At 75.2% G+C, this 22,538-nt stretch carries 19 protein-coding genes; 7 read left to right on the top strand and 12 right to left on the bottom strand.

What is annotated here, in order from left to right; genetic code table 11:
- Positions 1-51: 51 nt before the first annotated feature.
- Complete coding sequence (locus ACIRBX_RS34755; protein ID WP_402303610.1) at positions 52-540, bottom strand: MarR family transcriptional regulator; 489 nt, start codon at positions 538-540, stop codon at positions 52-54.
- Positions 541-624: 84 nt separating this feature from the next.
- On the opposite strand from ACIRBX_RS34755, the gene ACIRBX_RS34750 reads away from it, so the two are divergent.
- From ACIRBX_RS34750 to ACIRBX_RS34735, 4 genes are all read left to right on the top strand, one after another.
- Positions 625-1,818: a PP2C family protein-serine/threonine phosphatase gene (locus ACIRBX_RS34750; protein WP_402303608.1), complete on the top strand. Its 1,194-nt coding sequence runs from the start codon at positions 625-627 to the stop codon at positions 1,816-1,818.
- Between the two features lie 423 nt (positions 1,819-2,241).
- Positions 2,242-2,871 (top strand): NAD(P)H-dependent oxidoreductase, encoded by a 630-nt coding sequence (locus ACIRBX_RS34745; RefSeq protein ID WP_402303606.1) that lies wholly within the window; start codon positions 2,242-2,244, stop codon positions 2,869-2,871.
- A 121-nt stretch (positions 2,872-2,992) separates the two neighbouring features.
- Positions 2,993-3,265 carry a GlsB/YeaQ/YmgE family stress response membrane protein gene (locus ACIRBX_RS34740; protein WP_402303603.1) on the top strand — a complete coding sequence of 91 codons (273 nt, stop codon included), beginning with the start codon at positions 2,993-2,995 and terminating at the stop codon, positions 3,263-3,265.
- A gap of 233 nt (positions 3,266-3,498) precedes the next feature.
- The gene (locus ACIRBX_RS34735) at positions 3,499-3,843 is read left to right on the top strand and encodes a hypothetical protein (RefSeq protein WP_402303601.1); all 345 of its coding nucleotides are present in this window, start codon (positions 3,499-3,501) and stop codon (positions 3,841-3,843) included.
- 292 nt (positions 3,844-4,135) lie between these two features.
- On the opposite strand, the gene ACIRBX_RS34730 is transcribed toward ACIRBX_RS34735, so the two are convergent.
- Together ACIRBX_RS34730 and ACIRBX_RS34725 are read right to left on the bottom strand one after the other, a co-directional pair.
- Entirely contained in the window at positions 4,136-5,071 is a 936-nt protein-coding gene (locus ACIRBX_RS34730) for a sugar kinase (protein WP_402303599.1), read from the bottom strand.
- Complete coding sequence (locus tag ACIRBX_RS34725) at positions 5,068-5,706, bottom strand: bifunctional 4-hydroxy-2-oxoglutarate aldolase/2-dehydro-3-deoxy-phosphogluconate aldolase (RefSeq protein ID WP_402303598.1); 639 nt, start codon at positions 5,704-5,706, stop codon at positions 5,068-5,070. Before ACIRBX_RS34725 ends, ACIRBX_RS34730 begins: the two co-directional genes overlap by 4 nt.
- A 111-nt stretch (positions 5,707-5,817) precedes the next feature.
- Here ACIRBX_RS34725 and ACIRBX_RS34720 point away from each other — a divergent pair, with 111 nt between their 5' ends.
- From ACIRBX_RS34720 to ACIRBX_RS34710, 3 genes are read left to right on the top strand one after another with little or no spacing between them, the layout of a single operon-like run.
- Positions 5,818-6,960 (top strand): mandelate racemase/muconate lactonizing enzyme family protein, encoded by a 1,143-nt coding sequence (locus tag ACIRBX_RS34720; RefSeq protein WP_402303596.1) that lies wholly within the window; start codon positions 5,818-5,820, stop codon positions 6,958-6,960.
- Positions 6,961-6,963: 3 nt separating this feature from the next.
- A complete protein-coding gene (locus ACIRBX_RS34715; RefSeq protein ID WP_402303594.1) occupies positions 6,964-7,905 on the top strand; it encodes a dihydrodipicolinate synthase family protein in 942 nt (313 codons plus the stop codon).
- Entirely contained in the window at positions 7,902-8,633 is a 732-nt protein-coding gene (locus ACIRBX_RS34710; RefSeq protein WP_402303591.1) for an SDR family NAD(P)-dependent oxidoreductase, read from the top strand. Before ACIRBX_RS34715 ends, ACIRBX_RS34710 begins: the two co-directional genes overlap by 4 nt.
- Positions 8,634-9,118: 485 nt before the next feature.
- Here ACIRBX_RS34710 and ACIRBX_RS34705 read toward each other — a convergent pair whose 3' ends face one another.
- The 9 genes from ACIRBX_RS34705 to ACIRBX_RS34665 all read right to left on the bottom strand — a co-directional run bounded on the left by ACIRBX_RS34705 (position 9,119) and on the right by ACIRBX_RS34665 (position 22,143).
- The gene (locus tag ACIRBX_RS34705) at positions 9,119-10,033 is read right to left on the bottom strand and encodes an SMP-30/gluconolactonase/LRE family protein (protein WP_402303588.1); all 915 of its coding nucleotides are present in this window, start codon (positions 10,031-10,033) and stop codon (positions 9,119-9,121) included.
- Complete coding sequence (locus tag ACIRBX_RS34700) at positions 10,030-10,857, bottom strand: IclR family transcriptional regulator (protein WP_402303585.1); 828 nt, start codon at positions 10,855-10,857, stop codon at positions 10,030-10,032. Before ACIRBX_RS34700 ends, ACIRBX_RS34705 begins: the two co-directional genes overlap by 4 nt.
- A gap of 190 nt (positions 10,858-11,047) precedes the next feature.
- Complete coding sequence (locus tag ACIRBX_RS34695) at positions 11,048-12,418, bottom strand: ABC transporter substrate-binding protein (protein ID WP_402303584.1); 1,371 nt, start codon at positions 12,416-12,418, stop codon at positions 11,048-11,050.
- Between the two features lie 50 nt (positions 12,419-12,468).
- Positions 12,469-13,350, bottom strand: coding sequence for a carbohydrate ABC transporter permease (locus ACIRBX_RS34690; RefSeq protein ID WP_402303581.1), 882 nt, complete (start codon positions 13,348-13,350; stop codon positions 12,469-12,471).
- Complete coding sequence (locus ACIRBX_RS34685; protein ID WP_402303579.1) at positions 13,350-14,285, bottom strand: carbohydrate ABC transporter permease; 936 nt, start codon at positions 14,283-14,285, stop codon at positions 13,350-13,352. The genes ACIRBX_RS34690 and ACIRBX_RS34685 overlap by 1 nt, the downstream gene beginning before the upstream one ends.
- Positions 14,286-14,429: 144 nt before the next feature.
- A complete protein-coding gene (locus ACIRBX_RS34680; protein WP_402303576.1) occupies positions 14,430-15,959 on the bottom strand; it encodes a family 16 glycosylhydrolase in 1,530 nt (509 codons plus the stop codon).
- Positions 15,960-16,178: 219 nt separating this feature from the next.
- Complete coding sequence (locus tag ACIRBX_RS34675) at positions 16,179-19,082, bottom strand: AAA family ATPase (RefSeq protein WP_402303574.1); 2,904 nt, start codon at positions 19,080-19,082, stop codon at positions 16,179-16,181.
- A 518-nt stretch (positions 19,083-19,600) separates the two neighbouring features.
- A complete protein-coding gene (locus ACIRBX_RS34670; protein ID WP_402303573.1) occupies positions 19,601-20,869 on the bottom strand; it encodes an MFS transporter in 1,269 nt (422 codons plus the stop codon).
- Between the two features lie 671 nt (positions 20,870-21,540).
- Positions 21,541-22,143 carry a CGNR zinc finger domain-containing protein gene (locus ACIRBX_RS34665; protein WP_402303570.1) on the bottom strand — a complete coding sequence of 201 codons (603 nt, stop codon included), beginning with the start codon at positions 22,141-22,143 and terminating at the stop codon, positions 21,541-21,543.
- Positions 22,144-22,538 lie beyond the last annotated feature (395 nt).

The following is a 22,538-nucleotide window of genomic DNA, read 5'->3' as shown; positions in this document are numbered from 1 at the left end:
AAGAATTGCGTGGTCCCTCACCGAAGATCCCCATACGAGGAGCCGAGATGTTCAGGCGGTGCGCGCCTCCGGCCCCGGCGCACGGTCCCCGGCCAGCTCGGCGCTGGCGGCCCGGAACCCCTGCAGCCCGGCCAGCAGCGCCCGCCGATCGGCCCCCGACATGACCGCCAGGACCCTGGCGAGCGACTCCTCCCGCGCGGCGCGGATGTCGGCGACCAAGGCCAGCCCGGCCGGTGTGAGGTGCAGCTCCAGCTCACGGCGGCTCACGGCGCTGGCGGTCCGCTGAAGGAGCCCGACCGCCTCCAGGCGGTCGCACAGCCGGCTCACCGACGAGGGCCGCGACTCCAGCCGCTCGGTGAGGGTTCGGAGATTGATGCCGTCCCATTCCTCCACGATGTAGAGGACGCGTAGTTGGGATACGGAGACCGGGGTAGCAGCCAGATCGCGGCTACCGCCCCACAGCACCTCCAGCAGCTCGGCGACCACCGACGCGCTGGCCGCGACGTCGGCGGGGCCGGGGAACTGCGAGGCGGGGTGCATGCACCCATCCTGGCACCGCCCCCGGCGGCATGGACAACCCGCCGACCCGATTTGTCGACCTTCCGAGACACCCGAGGAGCACGAGTGACCTCCGGCCTGACCGCCGTCGAGCGCGCGCTGCGCACCGCCGCCCCGTACGCCCTGCTCGACGCCCTGCGCGAGCACCTGGCGCGTTCCTACGGCGTGGCCACCACCGAACTGCTGCTGGCCGACTACAGCCTGACCGTCCTTCAGCAGGTCACGGACCTGCCGCTGACCGCGCCGCCGGTCTCCGTCCACAGCAGCGCTCCCGGCCGGGCCTTCGGCTCCCAGCAGCCGCACGCCGAAGCCGCGGACGACACCGGCCGGGTGCTCCTGCACCTGCCGGTCACCGTCCGGGGCGACCGCCTCGGCGTGCTCAGCCTCTCCCTGGACGGCGACGCCCTGACGCCGGAGCGCCGGGACGAGCTCGGCGAGATCGCCGAGATGCTCGGCCACCACATCCTGGTGGCCGAGCGCGACACCGACCTCTACCTCCAGGCCCGTCGCAAGGACCGCCTCACCCTGGCCGCCGAGATGCAGTGGCAGCTCCTGCCGGCCCGCGCCTGCGCCCGCGAGGAGTACGCGATCGGCGCCCAGCTCGAACCCGCCTACGCCATCCGCGGCGACAACTTCGACTGGTCGGCCACCGAGGACCGCCTCACCCTGGCCGTCACCAACGGGATGGGCGAGGGCATCGACGCTGCCCTGCTCACCAACCTCGCCGTCAACGCCCTGCGCAACGCCCGCCGGGCCGGTGTCGCCATCGCCGACCAGGCCGCACTCGCCGACCAGGCGCTCTACGCCCAGTACCGGGGCGACGCCCACCTGTCGGTCCTGCTGCTGGAGTTCCACCTCGACACCGGACTGGTGGAGATCGTCGACGCGGGCTCACCCCAGCTGCACCGCCTGCGGGACGGCGTCGTCGAGCACCTGCCCTTCGTGGCCCAGCTGCCGCTCGGACTCGCCGACGACACCCCCTACGAGGCCCAGCGGATCCGGGTGCGACCCGGTGACCGGCTGATCTTCGTCAGCGACGGCGTCCACGCGGTGGCCTCCCGCTCGGGCGAGGTCTACGGTCACGCGGCGCTGGCCCGCGCCATCCAGTCCACCCGCCTGCTGCCCGCGGCCGAGGTGCCCCGGGCCATCCTCACCGAGCTCGCCGCCCACCGCGACGACGAGCCCCTGGACGACGCCCTGATCGTCTGCCTGGACTGGTACGGCCGCCACCCCGCCCCCGCCGACGCCCACCCCCGCTGACCCGTCCCGCGCGCCGAGGGGGCCGGCCGGACGGTCCGCCGCGTCGCCTCGCAGCCTGCTCCGGACGAGCCGCAGAGCACCCGGAGGGGTGGGGCTCGCGGAGCCGGTGCCCGCGAACCCCACCTGGTGCGCGCCCGACAACCCCAGATGTCCAGCGCCACACCGTCCCGCCTGCCCCGCTGCTCCCGGGGCAGGCGTCCCTCCCCGACGATCCACCCGTTCGGCCGCTTCGCCTGACGCTCCGTGAATCGGCCCGCCCGTCCGCGCAGTTGGCCCCGCCGGTCCGGAGGAGGGCCCGAGCGGCGAGGACGGTAGGGTCCGAGGCACTCCGACCGGCCGGCCCCGTGCGCCGCCGGCCGGTACGTCTCACCCACGGCCCGCCCCGCACCCGGCGGGCTGACGACCACTCAGGGGGAAGAGCACATGAGCACCACGGCGCAGCAGCGGATCGGCGTCTACCTGGCGCACCCGCGATCCGGAAGCTTCAACCACGCCCTCCACGAGGCGGTGGTCCACGAACTGCGCGGACGCGGCTGCGAGGTGCTGGCCCACGACCTGTACGCCGAAGGCTTCGCCCCGGCCCTCACGGCCGAGGAGACCGGCACCGTCGCCGACGCCGCAGCCGCCGAGGACCCCCAACTCGCCCTGCACCGGGCGGAGGTGGCCACCCTCGACGCCCTGGTCCTGATCCACCCCAACTGGTGGGGGATGCCGCCCGCCGTCCTGGCCGGGTGGGTGCAGCGGGTCCTCGTCCCCGGCGTCGCCTACAAGCTCGGCACGGCGGACGGGGAGCCTGCCGGTCTGCTCAAGGCGGGCCGGGCCCTGGTGGTGAACACCTCGGACACGCCCGCCGAGCGGGAGCGCGAGGAGTTCGGCGACCCGCTGGAGCGGATCTGGGCGGCCTGCGTCCTGCCGTACGTGGGCGTCACCGACGTGCGGCGCCTCGTGCTGCGCACCGTGACCGACTCGTCCGACGACACCCGCGCGGACTGGCTCCGTGAGGTCCGGGCGGCAGCGGCGGCGCTCCTGGCGGACGCCCCGGCCGCCGGCTGACGGGGCGGGACGCCCCCCTTGCGGAGTCGGGCGCAGGCGATGCGGAAATCGGGTGTTTGAAGATCGCAGGTCGGTGAAGACGAGTGCTGACACCAGCCGCTCAGCGACGTAGGAGAAGCACATGGGCATCATCGCCTGGATTCTGATCGGACTGTTCGCAGGCCTCATCGCGAAGGCCCTGATGCCGGGCAAGGACCCGGGGGGCATCATCGTCACGATCCTCATCGGCATAGCGGGTGGTCTGCTGGGTGGATGGCTCGGCAAGGTCATCTTCGGGGTCGACTCGATCGACGGCTTCTTCGACCTGTCCACCTGGGTCGCCGCGATCGTCGGGTCGCTCATCCTGCTCGTGCTCTACCGACTGCTGACGGGCAACCGGCACCGGAGTCACTGAGCACGGCACTCCGCTCCCGGGCCGGGCTCCCGCATCGCACGATGCGGGAGCCCGGCCCGTTCGTGTCCGCCGGGAGGCCGAGGTCGTCGCGTCGCCCGTCGGCGCCCGGGCTGACTGCCCGTCAGAAGCCGTCACCCGAAAGGATCACGGCCGCTCCACGGCGAGTGAAGCGGCTCAGAACGGTTAGACGGGAGGAGTCCTGAACTACAGGCCATGACCCGAGGAGGGCCGTCATGACGGTGGAGACGTACGACCCGGACGGGGCCGACCAGCAGATCACGGGGCCCGATCTGACGGGGTTCCGGGTGGAGGCACTGGACGCCCGGCTGGGCCGGGTGGAGCAGCACATCGAGGACGAGGCCGGGGTACACCTCCTGGTCGCCGCCAGCCTGTTGGTGTCGGGTGAGTACCTGCTGCTCCCGCCCGGCGTCGTTGCGCGGATCGACCTGGAGGACGAGTCGGTGTGGCTGAACCGCACGCTGGCGGTGGTGGAGGGTTCGCCGCTGGTCGAGTTGGGCCGGGCCCACGATCCGTGGGTCCGGCACACGGTCGATGCCTACTACGCCGCATCGGCCTGACGCCCGGTCGGCCGCGCCCCGTCTGCCCCTGCACAGGGGGTGGGTGGGGCGCGGCCGACTGTTCTCCTGGGGATCGGAGCGGCCCCCCACCTGGCAGGGGCGGACGCCGGGGTCGTTGACGCATGGGGAAGGGCCTCCGGTTCGGACGGTTCGGGTGGGTTCGGGCGGCGGACTGCGGTGCGGCGGGGGCTGATCCAGTTCTAGGGCCCCGGTGGCCCGGTCGGCATCGGGGTGGCACCCCTACCCGGCCCCTCAGGTTCCGGCCGCCCCCGTACGTGCCCCGGGAGCCGGGTCAGCGCAGCGCGGTGCCGTCGCCGTGCGCCAGCAGGGCCAGGTCGGCTCGGGTCGGCAGGGACTCCCAGTCGCCGTGGCCGCCCACGCAGAACGCGCCCGCGACCACCCCGCGCGCGAGCCGTTCCCCGACCGGCAGGCCGTCGAGCGCTGCCGAGAGGTAGCCCGCCACGAAGGCGTCGCCGGCCCCGATGCTGTCGGCTACTGTGGTCGCCGCCGCAGCCCGGACGTGGCTCCGGCCGGGGGTGTGCGCGCGGGCGCCGGCGGCCCCGGCGGTGACCACCACCTCGGGCACTCCGGCGGCCAGCAGGGCGGGGACGGCGTCCTCGGCGGAGGTCAGCAGGTCGAGCTCGTCCTCGGAGGCGAAGACGGTGTCGACCAGGGGCAGCAGGGCCCGCAGGGCAGCGGCGGCCTCGGCCCGACTCCACAGTCGGGCACGGTAGTTGACGTCCAGGCTGACCCGGGCGCCGACGGTCCGGGCCGTCCGGGCGGCGGCCAGGACGGCGGCTCCGGCGGTGCCGGACAGCGCCGGGGTGATGCCGGTGAGGTGCACCCGCTCCGGGGCGCAGCCGGCCACGGCGGCCTCGGCCTCGGCGGCGGTCAGGGTCGATCCGGCGGAGCCCCGGCGGTGGTAGCTGACCCGGGTGACGTCGCGGGCGGCCCGGTCGAAGGCGATGAAGCCGGTGGCGGCGTCCGCGGTGGTGCGTGCGTACCGGAGGCCGACGCCCTCGGCGCGCAGGGTGCGCAGCACCAACTCGCCCGGCTGGTCTGCCCCGACCACGCCGAGCCAGTCGGCCCGGTGGCCGAGCCGGGCCAGGCCGATCGCGACGTTGCTCTCCGATCCGGCGACGGAGAGCCGGGCCGGGCCGCCGAGGCGCAGCGGGGCCTCGGTGCGCAGTGCCGCCATGGTCTCGCCGAGGGTCAGGACGCCGCTCACCGGGCCGCCTCCGCTCCGGCGCCGACCGCCCGGAGCAGCTCGGCAGCGCGGTCGGCGAGGGCGGTGAGGCTGCCGCCGCGTCCGGCGTCGCCGAGCAGCGGGGAGCCGATGCCGACGGCGAGCGCGCCGGCCGCCAGGTAGGCGGGGGCGGTGCGGGCGTCGATGCCGCCGATGGCGATCAGCGGTGCGTGCGGCAGCGGGGCCCGGAGGTCGCGCAGGTAGCCGGGGCCGAGTGCGGCGGCGGGGAAGACCTTGACGGCGGTGGCGCCGCAGTCCAGGGCGGCGATCACCTCGCTCGGGGTGAGCGCGCCGCAGAGCAGCGGGAGGCCCAGGGCCGCGCTCCGGGCGGCGCCCGGGGTCAGGCCCGGGGTGACGGCGAAGGCGGCGCCGGCCTCGGCGGCGAGGTCGGCGTGCTCGGCGGTGAGCACGGTGCCCGCGCCGATCAGGACCTCGGGCGGGCTGTAGGCGCGGGCCCGGGCGATGGCGCCGAACGCGCCCGGGGTGGTGAGGGAGATCTCCAGGGCGGTGATCCCGGCCTCGGTCAGGGCGCGGACGCAGGCGACGGCCAGGCGGGGGGTGTCCGCCCGGACGACGGCCAGGACCTTGCGGTCGGCGAGCGCCTTCAGTGGGTCCACGGGTTCCTCCGGTGGTCAGGGGGTTTCTCGTACCCCGGTGAACGTGGATACTACTTTCACCATACGCAAGCACCAAGCCAGTATGTGAATGATCCAATCCATGGAGCCCCCTTGCGCATCACCGATGTGACGACCTTTGTCCTCAAGCAGCCCATCGGCCCCGACGGCGGGCGCGAGCCGGAGGCCGGCTACTCCACCCGCCCGCCCTGGCGCAGCCTGTACTCCGCGCGGATGGAGACCCTGCTGGTCCGCCTCACCACCGACGACGGCCACCAGGGCTGGGGCGAGGCGCTCGCCCCCGTCGCCCCCGAGGTGGTCGGGGCGATCGTCGACCGGATGCTCGGCCCCTGGCTGACCGGCCGCGACCCGCGCGCCGTCCGCCCGCTCTGGGACGCGATGCGCGACCTGATGCGCGAGCGCGGCCACCTGACGGGCCATCAGGCCGACGCGATGGCCGCCCTCGACATCGCGCTCTGGGACCTGCTCGGCCGGATCACCGGCCTGCCGGTCGCCCAACTCCTGGGCGGCGCCTACCGGACCGAGATCCCCGCGTACGTCTCGGGGCTGGCCGAGCCCACCGACGAGCTGCGCGCCGCGCTCGCCGCCCGGCTGGCCGGTGAGGGGGCCACCACCATCAAGCTGGCGGCGGGCCAGGGCGTGGAAGCGGACCTGGCCACCTACGACGCGGTGGCGGCCGCCGCGCCCGGCGTGCGGATCGCCCTGGACGCGCACTGGGTCTACTCGCTGGCCGACGCGCTCCGGCTGGGCCGTGAACTCGACCGGCGCGGCGCACTGTTCTTCGAGGCGCCGATCGCTCCCGAGGACGTCGAGGGCCACCGCGAGCTGGCCGCCCGGCTCGCCACCCCCGTCGCGGTCGGCGAGTGCCTGCGCAACCGCTACGAGTTCCGCGACTGGATCACCCGCCGCGCGCTCCACCTCGCCCAGCCCGACGTGGCCCGCACCGGCCTCACCGAGGCCACCGCGATCGCCGCGCTGGCCGGCGCCCACCACGTCCCGGTCGCCCACCACCACTCGGTCGGCCTGGGCGTCTCGCTGGCGGCCGGCCTGCACGCCTCGGCGGCCGCCGCCGACTGCCCGTTCTTCGAGTACCAGCCGGGCCCGCTGCCCTACGCGCAGCGCATCCTGCGCACCCCGATCACGGCCGGCCCGGCCGGATTCGTCCTGCCCGAGGGCCCCGGCCTGGGCATCGAGATCGACACCGAGACCGTCGAACGCCTCGCCAAGGAGAGCTGAACCGTGCCCCCCACCCACACCCCCACCGGGCTCGTGCCCATCCTCGCCACCCCGTTCGAGGACGGCGGCGCGCTGGACCTTCCCTCGCTGCACTCCCTGGTCGAGTTCCAACTCGCCTCCGGAGCCGACGGGTTGGCCGTCTTCGGGATGGCCAGCGAGGGGTTCGCGCTCACTGCGGCCGAGCGCCGCACCATCCTGCGCGAGGTCCGGGCCGTGGCCGGACCGGACGTCCCGCTGGTGGCCGGCGTCAACGGCACCGGCACCGCCGTGGCGATCGAGCAGGCCCGGCTCGCCGCCGAGGGCGGCGCCGACCAGCTGATGGTGCTGCCGCCCTTCCTGGCCAAGCCCAACCGGCAGCAGGTGATCGACTTCTACGCGGCCGTCGCCGCCGCCACCGACGCCTCGGTGATGGTGCAGGACGCGCCGGGCGTCACCGGGGTGACCATCGACGCCGCCGCGATCGCCGAGCTGGCCACCGTGCCGGGGATCACCTCGGTCAAGGTCGAGGCCCCGCCGACCCCGGTGAAGATGGCCGCCGTCACGGCCGCCGCCGGCCCGGACTTCGCGGTCCTCGGCGGGCTGAACGCGGCGGCGCTGTGCGAGGAGTACGACAACGGCAGCGTCGGCACCATGCCCGCCTGCGAGTTCACCGACCTGCTCCGGCCGCTGCTCGACGACCTGGCCGCCGGCCGGCGGCGGGCCGCCCGGGCCGCCTTCACCCGGCTGCTGCCGCTGATCCACCTCGGCATGCGGCCCGGGCAGGCCTGGGCCGTGCACAAGGAGGTGCTGCGCCGGCGCGGGGTGATCGCCACGGCCGCCGTCCGGCTGCCGGCCCAGGACCTCGACCCGCTGACCGCCCGGGCCCTGGACACGGTGCTGACCGACCTCGGGCTCGACGCCTCGGTCGGCCTGGTGCCGGCCGGGCGGGACGGGGCCCTGCGGTGAGCCGGGCCGTCCTGCTGATCGGGTCCTCCTCGCCCATCGGGCGGGCGGTCGCGGAGGTGTTCGCGCGCGGCGGCGACCGCGTGGTGGGCGTCAGCGTCGAGCCGGTGCCCGATACCGCGGACCCCTACCTGGCCGACGCCCTGGTGCTGGACGCCGGGACGCCCGACGGCGCCGAGCGGGCGGTCGCGCACACCGTCGACCGGCTCGGCGGCCTGGACGTGCTGGTCCTGGCGGCGGCCGTGATGGCCCCCGGCCGGGCCCACGAGATCGGCCCCGAGCAGTGGCGGGCCGCCCTCGACAACACCCTGGACACCGCCTTCTTCCCGGCGGCCGCCGCCCTGCGGGTGCTGCCGCCCGGGGGAGCGGTGGTCGCGGTCGGCTCGGTCAACGCGACCCTGGCCGCGCCGTGGCTCCCGGGGTACGCGGCGGCGAAGGCGGGCGTCGAGGGGCTGGTGCGGCAGCTGGCCCTGGACTACGGGCCGCGCGGGGTGCGGGTCAGCGCGGTGGCGCCCGGGATGATCGGCGGCGAGCACCTGCCGCACGTCGCGGACGGCTATCCGCTGGGCCGGGTCGGACGACCGGAGGAGGTGGCCGAGGCGGTGCACTTCCTCGCGGGGGCGAGCTTCGTCACCGGCGTGGTGCTCCCGGTCGACGGCGGGCTGTCGATCGCCTCCCCGGCGGCGTTCCTCCGGCCGGACCTGCGCGAGCGGTTGTACGGCGGGATCTGACGGGACGTCGGTGCCCTGCCGCCCCACTTCTGGTGGGGCGGCAGGGCACCGACGCGTTCGGGCGGGCGGCCCGGCGCGGCCCGGCGGACGGCGTGGAAGGCGGCCGGGCACCGAGCGCAGGGAGCACACCGGCGCGGTCGGCCAACGGCCCACCTCGGTATTGCGGGGACGCGGAGTGTCTGGTCGGGCCGGCTGGTCGCTCCGGTCCGCCACCGGACGGGCGGACCATCAGGACGGCAAGGCCGGCGACCGGCTCCGCGTGCCCCGACCGGCCGTACCGGTGACCTTCACCCGACGGTCGCCAATGCCAACTACCAACCTCCGTGCGCCAGTTGGTAGTGCGGCGCGGTGCGCGGCGATCGTGTGCGGGATTCGGCGCCGTCCGGTCTGACGTGCCGTCGGTTCAGTCGCCGGTCGGCAGTGCGGTGCGGTGTGTGGCGGGCCTGTGCGGGCTTCCGTGCTGTCCGGCCTGATGTGCCGTTGGTTCAGTCGTCGGTCGGCAGTGCGGCGCGGTGGGCGGCCTGCCCGGTGACGCCGACTTCCACCGTGTAGGTCCAGCCGGAGCCGTCCTCGCCCTCGACCGTGGCGGTGGTGACCACCAGGTGCGGGCCGACGAAGGCGCAGGCGGTCGGGCGGGAGCAGGGCATCGGGATCCGGCCCAGCTCGGTGCCGTCCGGGGCGAGGCGGACCACGGCGGCGCCGTCCCAGAGCGCCACCCACAGGCAGCCCTCCTCGTCGACGGTCAGTCCGTCCGGCACCCCCGGGACGGGTAGCGGGGCGCCGTCCGGCTGCGGGAGGCCGTCGCCCGCCAGCCGGAGGCGGTGGATGCGGCGGTGCCCGGTGTCGACCACGTAGGCCAGTGAGCCGTCGGGGCTCCAGCCGATGCCGTTCGCGGCGAGCATGCCGTCCAGCAGGACGGCCGGGGGTCGGCCGGGGGCGAGCAGGTGCAGCCGGGCGACGGGCTCCAGCGGGCGGCGGTGGCCGATCGAGCCGACCCAGAGGCGGCCGAGCGGGTCGACGGCCCCGTCGTTCAGGCGGGCGCGGGTCGGGTCCGGCTCCGGGCGGGCGGCCACGGCGGCCCGCTCCGGGGCGGTGCCGGGCCGCCAGCGCAGCACGGTTCCGTCGAGGGCGAGCAGCCAGTCCTCCCCGTCACCGGCCCGGACGGCGCAGCCCAGTTCGCCGGGGAACTCGCCGGCCAGGACGGGTGCGGTCAGTGGTTCGGGGGCGTCGGGCCGGGCCTCGGCCAGCCAGAGCCGCCCGGCCACCAGGTCGACCCAGCTGAGGGTGCCGGTCGCCGTGTCCAGGCGGGGTGCCTCGCCGAGCCGGGTCCGGGGCAGCGCGGTCCGGACCGGCCGGGCGCCCAGGACCGGGCCGCCGCCCGAGGTCTGACGGCCGGTCAACTGCCGGGCTCCGCCGCCACCGCCGCCGGGCGCGGCTGGGGCGCCCGGGTGGGGGAGAAGCCGAGGCCGACGGAGAGCTCGTCGGCGGCCTCGATCACGGTGAGCGCCAGCTGCTGCTGACGGTTCGGCAGGTCCAGCTCGGAGAGCGGGCCGCTGATCGAGAGGGCGCCGACCACCTGGCCGCCCCGGCCCCGGACGGGTGCGGCGACGCAGGCGCGGCCGAAGGCCAGCTCCTCCACCTCGGTGGCGCAGCCCCGGCTGCGGATCTCCGCGAGGGCGGCCTCCATGGCGGCGAGGTCGGTGAGGGTGTGCGGGGTGTAGGCGGCGGCCCGGCCCTCGGCGTAGTAGGCGCGGACGAAGGCCGGGTCGAGGTCGGCGAGGACCGCCTTGCCCATGCCGGTGGCGTGCAGGGGTGCGGTGCGGCCGGCCATGGTGAAGTTCTTGGGGGCCCGGGCGCCGTCGAAGTTGCCCAGGTAGGTCAGCTGGTCGTCGCGGTACTCGGCCAGGTTGACGCCGAGGCCGGTGCTCTGGGCGAGGTTCTGGGCGAGTTGACGGGCCGTCCGGAAGAGCGGGGAGCTGTTGAGCGCGACCGAGCCCAGCGTCACCGCCGTCGGGCCGAGGCGGTAGAGCCCGGTCCGGCTGTCCTGGAGCACGAAGCCGAGGCGGTCGAGCGAGGCGACCATCCGCGAGACGGTGGACTGGCCCAGCCCGGTCCGGGCGCACAGCTCCGAGATGCGCAGCTCGCTCTCCTCGTCGGAGAAGCAGAGCAGCAGCGACATGGCCCGTTCGACGGCCTGGGTGCCGGCCCCGGATTCGGCGGTCATGGTCCTCCTCGGTCGGGCGCGGCGGCAGCGCACGCGCCATCGGTCATCCACGGCTTGCAAGGTGCTTGCATACTATGCGCGTCCCGGAGGTGCCACGCGCGCCACCGCCCGAACCGCCCGAGCCGCGACGGGTGCCGAGCCGCCCCGCCACCCGTCGGGGCGGTGGGGCGGCTCGGCCCGTCGGGGCGGGTCAGGGGTTGCGGGCGAGGATGTCCTCGACCTTCTTGCGCAGCTCGTTCAGCCCGCCCTGGACCGAGGACTGCCCGGCCAGCACGGCCGCGACGCCGTCACCGATCGCGGTGTCGATCTGGGCGTACGAGGCCAGCCGGTCCCAGGCCGCCGCCCGGGCGTGGTCGGCGATCTCGGTGCGGAAGCCGGTCTGGAAGGCGTCCTCGGCCAGGCCCGGCACCCGGGCCGCGACCTTGGCGTCGGCCGGGGCGAGGGCGGACTGCTGGTACAGGGCGGTGGCCGCGCTCAGGTCCCCGGCGACGTAGGCGATGAAGTCCTTGCTGGTCTTCTCGCCCTTGCCCGCGCTGCAGAACAGGCCGCTGCCCCAGAACCGGTTGTACGACGGCGCCCCCTTGGCCTGCGGGCGCGCGAGCGGCCGGATCGCCGCCGCCAGCGCGGGGGTGCCGCCGTTGGTGGTGACGAACTTCCGGGCCAGCGGCGCGTCGTCGTACACCACGGCCTGGCCCCGGCCGAACAGGATGCGCGCGTCACCCCGGGCCACCCCGGACTTGGTCAGCCCGGCCTCCTGGAGCTGCTTGTACCAGGTGATGGCGGCGACGGACTCGGCGTCGCCGATGGTCACCTTGAGGTCGTCGGTGACGACCGGGCTGCCCCAGCTCCACATCCAGTGCACGGCGTCCTTGAGGTCGGGGTTCTTGGTGACGGCCGCGTACGGGACGAGCTTGCCGTCCTGCTTGCGGATCCGCTCCAGGGCGGCCGCGAAGTCCTCCACGCTCTGCCCCGACCGCAGGCCCACCTCGTCGGCGATCCGGCCGTCGCAGACCAGGCCGATGCCGGAGGCGTTCACCGGCAGGTAGTGGAGCTTGCCGCCGACCCGCAGCGAGTCGATCGTCTTGGTGGGCAGGCTCATCCCGGCCGCCAGGTCGGAGACGTCCGCCAGGATGCCGGTGGGCACCAGCACCTGCCAGGGGCCGGCCTGGCCGACCCCGGCGAAGTCACCGGATCTCGCGGCCAGGGCCAGCTGGGTGGAGGCCTGGTCGTACGGGTAGACCACCGGCTTGACGGTCCGTCCGCTCTTCTTCTGCCAGCCGTCCACCGCCGCCTGCCAGGCGGCCTTCTGGGACTCCTCGCCGAGGACGTTGTTGTAGAAGTTGATGGTGCCGATCTCGGTGGCGCCGTCGGCCGCCGCGGTCGACGGGGCCGGGGTCGAGCAGCCGGCCAGGCCGGTGGCGCCCAGGGCGCCGAGCGCACCGAATCCGGCGAGCACGCTGCGCCGGGACGGCGGGCGGTGGGACGGCTGACGGTGCGCCAGAGTGCGCTCGGCGGAGGCGCGGTGGGTCGGGGTGCGGTGGGTGTCGGGGACGTGGGACATCGCTGCTCCTGGGGGACGGGAGGACGGGTGCGGGGAGGGAGGGGAGACGGTCAGCCCTTGACCGCCCCGGCCGCGAGGCCGGAGACGAAGTGGCGCTGGAGGACCACGAAGACGAGGGCGAGCGGGAGCGAGGTGACCACCGAGGAGGCCATCAGCGCCGGCCAGTCGGCGGCGCCCTCGTGGATGAAGGCGGTGGTCAGGCCGACCGGGAGGGTCTGCTTGTCGGGGCCGGCCAGGGTGAGGGCGAAGAGCAGGTCGCTCCAGGCCCGCATGAAGGCGAACATGCCGGCGGTGACCAGGCCGGGGGTGATCAGCGGGGCCACGATCCGGTAGAGGATCGCCAGGTTGGACAGGCCGTCGACCCGGCCCGCCTCGATCAGCTCGCCGGGCAGGCCGTCGATGATCCCCTTCAGCAGGAAGGCCGAGAGCGGCAGCGTGAAGGTGGTGAAGGCGAGCACCACGGCGGTGTAGGTGTGCAGCAGTCCGGCGGAGCTGAACATCAGGTAGAGGGTGACCAACAGCAGGGCGCCGGGCAGGAGTTGGCCGAGCAGGAACATCACCATGATCGCGTTCCGGCCCCGGTAGCGGAACTTGGAGAGCGAGTAGGCCATCAGGCCGGAGACCAGCACCGAGAGCAGTGCGGTGGCGGCCGAGACCACCGCCGAGTTGCCGAGCGCGTGCAGCAGCGCCGGGTCCTCGAAGAAGGAGCGGAAGTTCTCCAGGGTCGGCCGCACCGGGAACAGCGGCCGGTCGGCGGCGAAGACGTCCGCGCGGTGCATGAACGCGGTGGCGAACAGCCAGTAGACCGGCAGCAGGCCGAACAGGCTCAGCACGGCGAGGGCGATCCGGCCCCACGGACCGAGGGCCGGGTTGGTGATGCCCTCGCCGACGTGGCGTGAGGGCCGGCGGCGGCCGGTGGCGAGCAGGGCCATCAGCGGGACTCCAGTCTCTTGTCCAGCAGGAAGTACGCCGCGCAGACCACGGACAGGGAGATCAGCCAGAGCACGCCCATGGCGGCGGCCCGGCCGAGCGAGAACTCGGTGAAGGCGTAGCGGTAGAGGCTGACGGCCAGGGTCATGGTCGAGGTGCCGGGGCCGCCGCCGGTCATCACGAAGATCATGTCGAAGGAGCCGAAGTTGTAGATGAACTCGAGCATCGCGACCAGCGCGACCGGCCCCGCCAGGTGCGGCATCGAGACGTGCCGGAAGCGCTGGAGCCGGGTGGCGCCGTCCAGTGCGGCGGCCTCCAACTGCTCGCGCGGCAGCGACTGCAGGGCGGCCAGCGCGACCACCATCACCCAGGGGAAGGAGTTCCAGGTCTTGGCGACCACCACGGCGGCCATCGCGGTGGCCGGGCGGCCGAGGAAGTCGACCTCGGGCAGGCCCGCGCCGGCCAGTAGGTGGTTGAGCACGCCGTAGCTGTCGTTGAAGATCCAGGCCCAGAGGAAGGAGACCACCACGCCCGGCAGCAGCCAGGGCAGCATCAGCGCGCCGCGTAGCAGGCCCCGTCCGCGCAGGCGGGCGTTGAGCAGGACCGCGAGGCCGAGGCCGACGGCGAGCGGGAAGACGGTGGCCAGCCCGGAGAAGACCAGCGTGGTGCCGAGCCGGTCCACGAAGTCGGGCCAGACGGCGGTGTAGTTGGCGAGGCCGACGTAGCGGCGCTCGGGGCGGACCAGGGACTGGTCGTAGAAGCTGGTCACCAGGCCGGCCACCAGCGGGTAGACGGCCACCACCAGGAACAGCGCCAGCGCGGGTGCGGCCAGCAGGAAGCCGAAGGTGCGGTCACGGGCGCCCGCCGAGCGCGGCGGGGCGGTGGGGGTGGCCCGGGCCGGTGTGCGGACCGGCGGGGGTTCGGTGGATATCGCCATGTTCACTCCTCGTACTGTGACGACACGTCACCGTATCCCAGAAGACACATCCAGTAAATGGATGCTTGATTCACTATGCGCATGGACGGACTGCCAGGGGATGCGAAGGGTCGGGGTCGCCGCATCCCCCGGCAGCCGCGACGGTCAGCCGAGTGCGCTGACGGTCAGGTCGGAGACGGTGAACGCCTGCTGGTAGCCCTTCACCCCGATCCGGCCGGTGCCGAACAGGAAGTCGTCCTTGGCCAGCTTGCGCACGCCGTCGACGTAGCCGGTCAGGGTGTTGTCGACCACCGTCAGCCGCAGCCGGTGGGTCTCGCCCGCCGCCAGCGCGGCCGGTGCGGTGGCCAGCACGGTGGAGACCCCGGCCGCCTTGCGGACCAGCGCCACCTGCTGCTTGGCGGGCTGGAGTTGGAGGTAGTAGTAGTTCTGGTCGTCCTTGGCCCGGGCCATCAGGCCGGCGCCCTGGCCGTCGCCGTCCAGGCTGACGTCGGCCTCCACCGCGACGTTGGTCCAGTCCGGGGCGAACGGGAGGGTGTTGGGCAGCGGCGGGTCGGTGACGGGCTGTCCGAGCAGCGCGATCGCATCGCCCTGCGCGGAGGGGTGGCGCAGCCCGCCGCCGGCCGGGGCGGTGGTCCAGACCGAGCCGGGCTTCTTCCACCAGCGGGCCCCGCCGTCGGCGAAGTCCTCCTGCACGGTGGTGAACGCGGGCGGCAGCGGCGTCGGGTCGTCGACCGGCGGCACCTGGCCGCCGGGGGCGTAGTAGGCGACCCGGTCCACCTGGTAGGTGCCGAAGGTGGTGCCGACCGGCGCGTCGGCGGGGATGTAGGAGGTGGTGGTCAGCACCGCCGAGATCCAGATCGACATCGGGGAGTTGTAGGCGGCGGCCGGGTAGCTGGCGGTGCCCGGCATCGGGTCCTTGATCGGGTTCGGCACGGTGCCGAGCACCTTGCCGTCGAGCACGTAGGTCAGGCCGGTGGGCGTGTAGTGCAGGCCGTAGCGGTGCTGCTCGTTCCAGAGCGGGGTGCCGTCCGGCTTCTTCCAGGGGAAGCGCGGCTTGAACTCGGTGTTCTTGATGTCGTTGCCCGAGGTGTTGTTGTTCCAGGTGATGACGCCGCCGTCGAGCTTGGTGGTGGCGGGCGTGGTGCCGTGCGGGGCCACCGACTGGACCTCGAAGACGTCGAGTTCGGTGAACGGCCGGTCGTAGACCGGGCGTCCCTCGGCGCCGTCCCAGATCTGGGTCCAGAAGGCGGGGTGCCAGCCGGGGGTGAGCGACGGGAGGGTCGCGGTGATCTCGTAGTAGCCGTAGCCGAAGCGCTGCCTGGAGGAGACGCCGCCGCCCCGGAAGCCGTCCTTGCCGGTGGCGGCGCTGACTCGCTTCATGTCGATGCGCAGCTTGCCGCCGCTCACCGAGACGTTGGAGTCGTTCGACCAGGAGGTCTGGCGGACGTTCCACTTCGCGGGGTCGAGCGCGGTGCCGTCGAAGTCGTCCGAGAACACCTCGGACAGGCAGGGCAGCGGGTAGCTGACGCCCGCCGGCCCGGTGGGGTTGGTGCAGGGGGTGTCGGCGGTGGCGCTCGCCGGTCCGGTGACCGAGAGGACGCCGAGGGCGGTGGCGAGGCCGAGGGAACCGGCGAGGGAGCGGCGACGCAGGCGCGTGAACCGGCCAGCAGTCATGGGGGACCGCCTTTCGAACTGGTGGGTGGTGGCTCATATGGTGGTTCTCCCATCCGCTTTTAGCAAGAGATATGCACCATTCGGTTTTTTCATCCATCATGTTTCCGGGCAGGCCACCACGCCCCACGTCACGATCCAAGGGCGGCCCGCGCCGCAGGACCACCCCGCACCCGCCCGGGGCGGCAAAGATCGGGGGGTCGGGTAAGGGGTCGGCGGGGCTCAGCCGCGCAGGGCCTCGGCCAGCTGCGCGCGGGCCGAGATGCCGAGCTTGCGGTAGATCCGCGACAGGTGGACCTCGACGGTCTTCGGCGTGATGAACAGCTGCTGCGCCACCGCCCGGTTGGTCGCCCCCGTGGCCGCCAGCTCGGCCACCCGCAGCTCACTCGGCGTCAGCGCCGCCGGCCCGGCGAGCGCCGCCCGCCGGGGACGCGCCCCGGCCGCGCGCAGCGCCGCTCCCACCCGGTCCGCCAGCGGCCGGGCCCCGCACCGGTCGGCGTCGTCCAGCGCGGTCCGCAGCACGGCCCGGGCCTCCGCCGTCCGGCCGGCCGCCTGCAGGGCGGTGCCCAGATCGGCCCGGGCCGCCGCCAGCTCCAGCCGCGCCATCGAGCCCGACAGCACCTCGACCGACTCCCGCAGCAGCTCCAGCGCGCCCGCCCGCTCCGGCGCCAGCCCGGCCAGCAGGCGCAGCGCCCGGCCGACCGGCGCGGGCGCCCCCCACGTCCGGGCCAGCTCCAACTCCTCCGCCGCCAACTCCCGGGCCCGGTCCGGCCGTCCGTCCGCGTGCAGCGCCAGCGCCGCCGGCACCCGCCACTGCACCACCGCCGGATTGAGCACCCCGAGCTCCCGGGCGGCCCGGCCGACCTCCAGCGCCTGCTGCGCCACCAGGCCCGGCGCATCCCCCCGGGCCAGCGCCAGCCGGGCCCTGGGACCGCCCAGCAGGTGCAACGGTCCCTCGCCCGCCAACACCCGCCCTGCCTCGCCGAGTTCACCGCGCAGCACCAGCACCTCGCCGAGCGCGGCCCGTACCACCGGCCCCAGGACGGTGATGCGCAGCCCCGCCCGTTCGTAGATCCCGGCCGCGTCCAGCGCCTCCCGGGCGTCGGCCTCGGCCTCCGCCAACTCCCCGGCCAGCAGCCGGCCCCGGGCCCGTACGGCGCTCACCGAGGCCAGGATCCGCAGCGAGCCGCGCCGCCGGGCGTCGGCCATCAGGGCGTCCAGCCGGGGCAGCGCGCCCGGATCCTCGGCGAGCAGCAGCACCGCGAGGGCCAGCGCCAGCGCCGTGACGGTGTGTTCGGAGGTCTCCAACAGCCCGCCGGAGAGCGCCCGTCGGGCCCGTTCGGCCGCGTCCTGACGACCCGTCATGGCGTCCTGGTAGGCGATCGCGCAGTCCAGCATCCGGGCGCCCGGCCCGTCGTGCTCCGCCAGCCGCCGCAGCTCCGGCATCCGGGCCGGCAACTCGCCCCGGCCCGAGCGGGAGGCGAAGGCGGTGAACAGCATGGTGGCCGCCAGCCGCCGCCGCAGGTCCTCGGCCGGGACGCCGCCCTCCTCCCGCTCCAGCGCCGCCACCGCCTGCTCCAGGTCGGCCATGGCCCGCTCGGTCGGCTGGACGTAGGTCGCCGCCTCGCCGAGCAGCGCGGCGATCCGGGCTCGCTCCACCGGCCCCGAGGCCAGCCGCAGCGCCGTCCGCAGGTGCCCGGCGGCGCCGGCGATGTCCTCCGTGATGGCCGCCTCGGCCAGCTCCAGCAGCACCGGCACCCGCTCCGCCTCCGGCGGCGGCTCCTCCAGCGCACGGTGCAGGAATACCGCCGCCTCGCCGGGCGCACCCACGGCGGTGGACCGGTCGGCCGCCCGGCGCAGCAGCTCCACGGCGTGCGGATCGGCGGCCGGAGCGGCGTGCAGCAGGTGCGCGGCGATCCGGGTCGGGTCGCCGGTGCGCGCCTCGACCAGCCGGGCCGCCTCCCGGTGCAGGCGGGCCCGGACGGGAGCGGGTAGGGAGGCGTACACCGCCGCCCGGATCAGCGGGTGGACGTACCGCACCCGGCGCGGCCCCCGTCCGTGGTCCCGCTGATCGCCGTCCCGGACGGTGTCGGGGTGGCCGATCTCCTCCAGGCACCGCAGCGCGCCCGCCGCATCGGTGCCGGCCAGTTCGGCGACGTCGGCCAGCGGAGCGTCGTCGCCGAGCACCGCCAGCGCGGCGGCGAAGCCCTGCGCCCGTGGCCCGAGCCGGGCCCGCCGCCGCTCGACCAGCCGGGCCACCGCGTGCGGCCCCAGGTCGACCACGTACCCGGCGTGCGCCGCGTCGGTCGGCAGGTCCTGCTCCCGGACGGCTCGGGCCAGCTCGCGCAGCAGTAGCGGACTGCCGGCGGTGGCGTGGTGGCAGGCCCGGACGAACTCCGGGTCCACGGCGGGCAGCGCCAGCGTCCGGGCCAGCATCCGGCCCGCCGCCGCCCGGCCGAGCGGGCGCGGGCGCAGCACGGTGAACGCCGGATCGGTGGCGATCCGGTTGACCAGCTCCCCGCCGCCCCCGCCGCCCCCGCTGCCCCCGGTGCTGCCGGTGCGGACGGCTGCCACCAGGGCGATCGGCAGCTCGGCCAGCCGGGGCAGCAGGAAGGCCAGCCAGCGCAGCGACGGCGGATCGGCCCACTGGAGGTCGTCGACGGCGAGCAGCAGCGGGCCGTCCTCGGCGGCGTTGACCGCGAGCCGGAGCAGGCCGTTGAGCGCGGTGAAGTCGCCGATCACCGCCGGGGCCGGGCCGGGCTCCAGCACCGCGAGGGCGTCCTGCGCCGGGCCGGCCAGCAGCGTGGCCCTCCGCTCCGGGGGCGCCCCGGCCGGCAGCGGTTCGAGCAGCTGGCGCACGACGCCGTACGCGAAGCTGGTCTCCAACTCGGTGGCCCGCGCACCGAGTACCCGGACACCGCTCGCCCGGCTGCGCTCACGGGCGTGCGCGAGCAGCGCGCTCTTGCCGATCCCGGCGACACCCTCCAGCAGGACCGCCCGGCCCTCACCGCGAGCCGATGCGGAGAGGGCCGCGTCGAGGACCGCCGTCTCGTGCTCGCGTTCGAGCAGGGTCGGTTCGAGCAGGGCCGGGTCGTCGGCGGAGGTCGGAGGGGTTGCGTCGCTCACCCGCCCATCCTTGCCGCTCGGACCGGGGCGGGCACCCCACGGCCCGGCCGGAGGGGTCGGGCCCCGGTGCCGGTGCGTGCTCCCGTCCCGGCAGGCACCGCTCGGGTCATGCGGGGGCAGCCGTCTCCGCAGTACCTCGGTGAGCATGCCGGGGTTCCCGCCGTCGGCCGCGTTGCCGCCCAGCAGGCCCTTCGCGCGGGAGACGACCGCGAGGAGGGGGCGGCTGCGCAGGGGAGCACCCTGGGCAGCCGCAGCACCTGGCGGTCCTCAGCCGGTCAGCTCCCGGACGGGCGTCTCCCTGCGGGTCCGGTCCTCACCGGCGGTGAGGCGGACGTGGGCGGTGCGGCCCCCACCGGTCCGGAGGCAGAACCGGGAGCCGCGCTTGACCGCGTCGCCGCGCCTGACCGCGTCGAAGCGGCTGACCGGGCTGCGGCCCGATGCCTCGGCGCACCGCTACTCGGTCGGTGAAGCGTCACCGCCCCGCCGCACCAGGACGTCGGGCTTCCCCGGGTCGGGCGTCACGCGGTCGTCTTCCGGCGGCGGACGGTGGCCGCCGCCGCGGGCAGCAGGGCGAGCGAGAGGAGGCCGCCGGTCAGGGCGAGGGCGGGGAAGCCGGCGGCCGAGACGATCAGTCCGGAGCCGAGGCCGCCGGTGGCGCCGGCCAGGGCGATGGAGACGTCGACCGTGCCCTGGGTCCTGGCGCGGGTGGCGAGCGGGACGGTGTCGGTGATGATCGCGGTGCCGGCGACGAGGCCGAAGTTCCAGCCGAGGCCGAGCAGGGCCAGGGCGAGTGCGAGGAGGGCGACCGAGTCGCCGGGGGCTGCGGCGGCGAGGACGCTGGCGGCCAGCAGGGTGGTGCCGGAGGCGGCGGCGACGGTCATCCGGCCGTAGCGGTCGGCCAGCCAGCCGGTCAGCGGGGAGGGGAGGTACATCGCGCCGATGTGGATGGCGATGACCAGGCCGGTCGCGGCGGTGCCGTGGCCGTGGTCGTGCATGTGGACGGGCGTCATCGTCATGATCGCGACCATCACGAGCTGGGTGAGGACCATCACCAGTGCGCCGGTGAGCACACCGTTGCGGGCGTGCCCGGGGTCCGTGTCCGCTGACGGGTCCTCAGGAGCACCGGTGCCGGCGCTGGTGCTCTCGGCGGTGGTCCGGGCGAGGAGCAGCGGGTCGGGCCGCAGCCGGAGGACGAGGACCAGGGCGGCGAGCGCGTAGGCGACGCCGGCCAGCAGGAAGGGGCCGGCGAGGGCGGGGATGCCGAAGTGCCGGGCGAGGGTGCCGGTGGGGGCGGCGAGGTTGGGGCCGGCGACGCCGCCGAGGGTGGTGGCGACCAGGACGGTGGAGACGGCGCGGGCGCGGTGACCGGGGGCGGCGAGGTCGGCTCCGGCGTAGCGGGCCTGGAGGTTGGTGGCCGTTCCGGCGCCGTAGACGAAGAGCGCGGCGAACAGGAGGGGCGCGTTGCCGAGGGTGGCGGCCGCGATGACGGCGGCGGAGCCGATCGCGCCGGCCAGGTAGCCGGCGGCGAGGCCGGGACGGCGGCCCCGGGTGTGGGAGATCCGCCCGACGACGATCGCGGCGAGGGCGGAACCGGCGGTGAACAGGGCGCTGGGCAGTCCGGCCAGGCTGGTGGAGCCGAGCATCTCCTGGGCGAGCAGGGCCCCGACCGTGACACCTGCGGCGAGGCCGGCGCCGCTGAGGATCTGGGAGGTCACCAGCACGCGCAGGACGCGGCGTTGGGCGGCGGCGGTGTCGGGTATCGGCGGCTGGGGGGTGGTGCCGGGCATGGGGGTTCCTGCTCCGTGGTCGGAAGGCGCGGGTGGGCCGGGCCGGTTGGGGTGGTGGCCAGGGGGAGGGCCGCTGCCGCGGTCTCGATGCCCTGGGGCGTGGCACAACAGTAGGGCGGCGCGTGCGTGCCCTTGCCCCCGGCCCACGGTGATCAGGACGGGTGGGAGTGGGTGCCGGTGTGGCAGGAGGAACCGGTGGCGGCGGCGATCGGCCCGGCACATTGAGGAAGCGTGTCGGCCCCCGCCATGCCGGTGTCGGCGATGAAGGCGCAGGCCTCGATGGCGGCGGCCGGCGCACTGGGGCGGACGTCGCCTGTCCGTCGTCGAAGGCGCTGCGCAGCCGGGCGAGGTGACGTTCCCTCAGGTCGAGCCGGACGACCTTGCGGTCGGACGGGCGCCAGCCCGGGTAGGGGGCCACGGCGCCGAGCATCAGCAGGGTGTCGCAGGAGTCCGGCGCGTGAGCGGGAAGGCGTGGATGACGGGCTCCGGCCTTCGTCCGGCCCGCGCGGAGTGGGTGACCGGGTTGCTCCGTTACGTCCCGGCCACGACATCACCCGTGCCGCCGCAGGGGCTCCGTCCGTGGTTGACCGTCCGTCAACCCGCCTGTGCAGCAGCCTTCCTGGGCCTTCTCGGTGCCCCCGCCGTGGCCGGTCCGGCGCCGCCGCCCGCCGTCACCGGCCGGCCTGCTTGGTGCGCTCGTAGTGGCGGGCGGCGCGGGCGCGGTTGCCGCAGGCGGGTGAGCACCACTCGCGGCGGGGGTGGTCCTTGAGGAAGTACAGGACGCAGCCGGGGGCCTCGCAGGCGGTGACCTTGGGCAGGTCGGGGCCGGCGAAGAGCTCGACGGTCTGCTGGGCGACTTCGGTGAGGGCGGCGCCGACGGGGTCGGCGGTGGTGTGGGTGGTGGCGGTCGGAGTGGTGTCGCCCCAGCTGAGCTCGCGCCAGCGGGGGACGGTCCGGACCTGGTGGTTGACGGTCTCGATGGCGTGCTGGGGCGGGCGGGTGCGGTGCGCGGCGGCGTCGGTGAGCTGGCGGATGGCGTCGCGGAGCAGGCGGGTGGCGCTGAGCTCGCCGGGGCCGACGGCCAGCAGGTCGCGGTCGGTGACCTCCCCGGTGAAGCGCGCGCGGTTGTCGCGCAGCCAGGCCGCGACGTGGCCGGGGGTCTGCAGGCCGTCCACCAGGCGCCCGCGGACGGCGTAGGTGGCATTGGCGAGTTCGATGGGCAGGGGTTCGCCCAGCAAGGGGGCCCCGCCGCTCTCGAGGTCGTCGACTCTCATGTTTCTAATGGTATGGGAGGGTTGCATCCATGAGAAGCGCTGTCACTGTTCTCACGGCAGCCGACGTGCCGATCGGTGGCGTAGCGGCGGATGCGATCGCCGACGGGGCGGCGAAGGGGGCGGCGAGGTGGTCCGGCGCGTCGGCGTGCCGGTCGGCCGGGGTGAGGCTGTCGAAGCGCAGCGCGTCGTCGGCTCCGATCGGGGCCTCGGGCCGGAGGGGTGACGGTGCTCCTGAACGGCCGGACGGCATGCCGCAGCTGCGGCAGCACGAACGGCGGGGGGGGGGCCCCCCCGGGGGGGGGGGGGCCGCCCCGGGGCGCGCGGGGGGGGGGGGGGGGGGGGGGGGGGGGGGGGGGGGGGGGGGGGGGCCCGGGGGGGGCGGGGGGGCCGGGGCG

This window comes from Kitasatospora sp. NPDC096147 (genome assembly GCF_044763225.1).
In the GTDB taxonomy this organism is placed as follows: Bacteria; Actinomycetota; Actinomycetes; order Streptomycetales; family Streptomycetaceae; genus Kitasatospora.
This window is presented reverse-complemented; position numbering and strand designations above follow the sequence as displayed.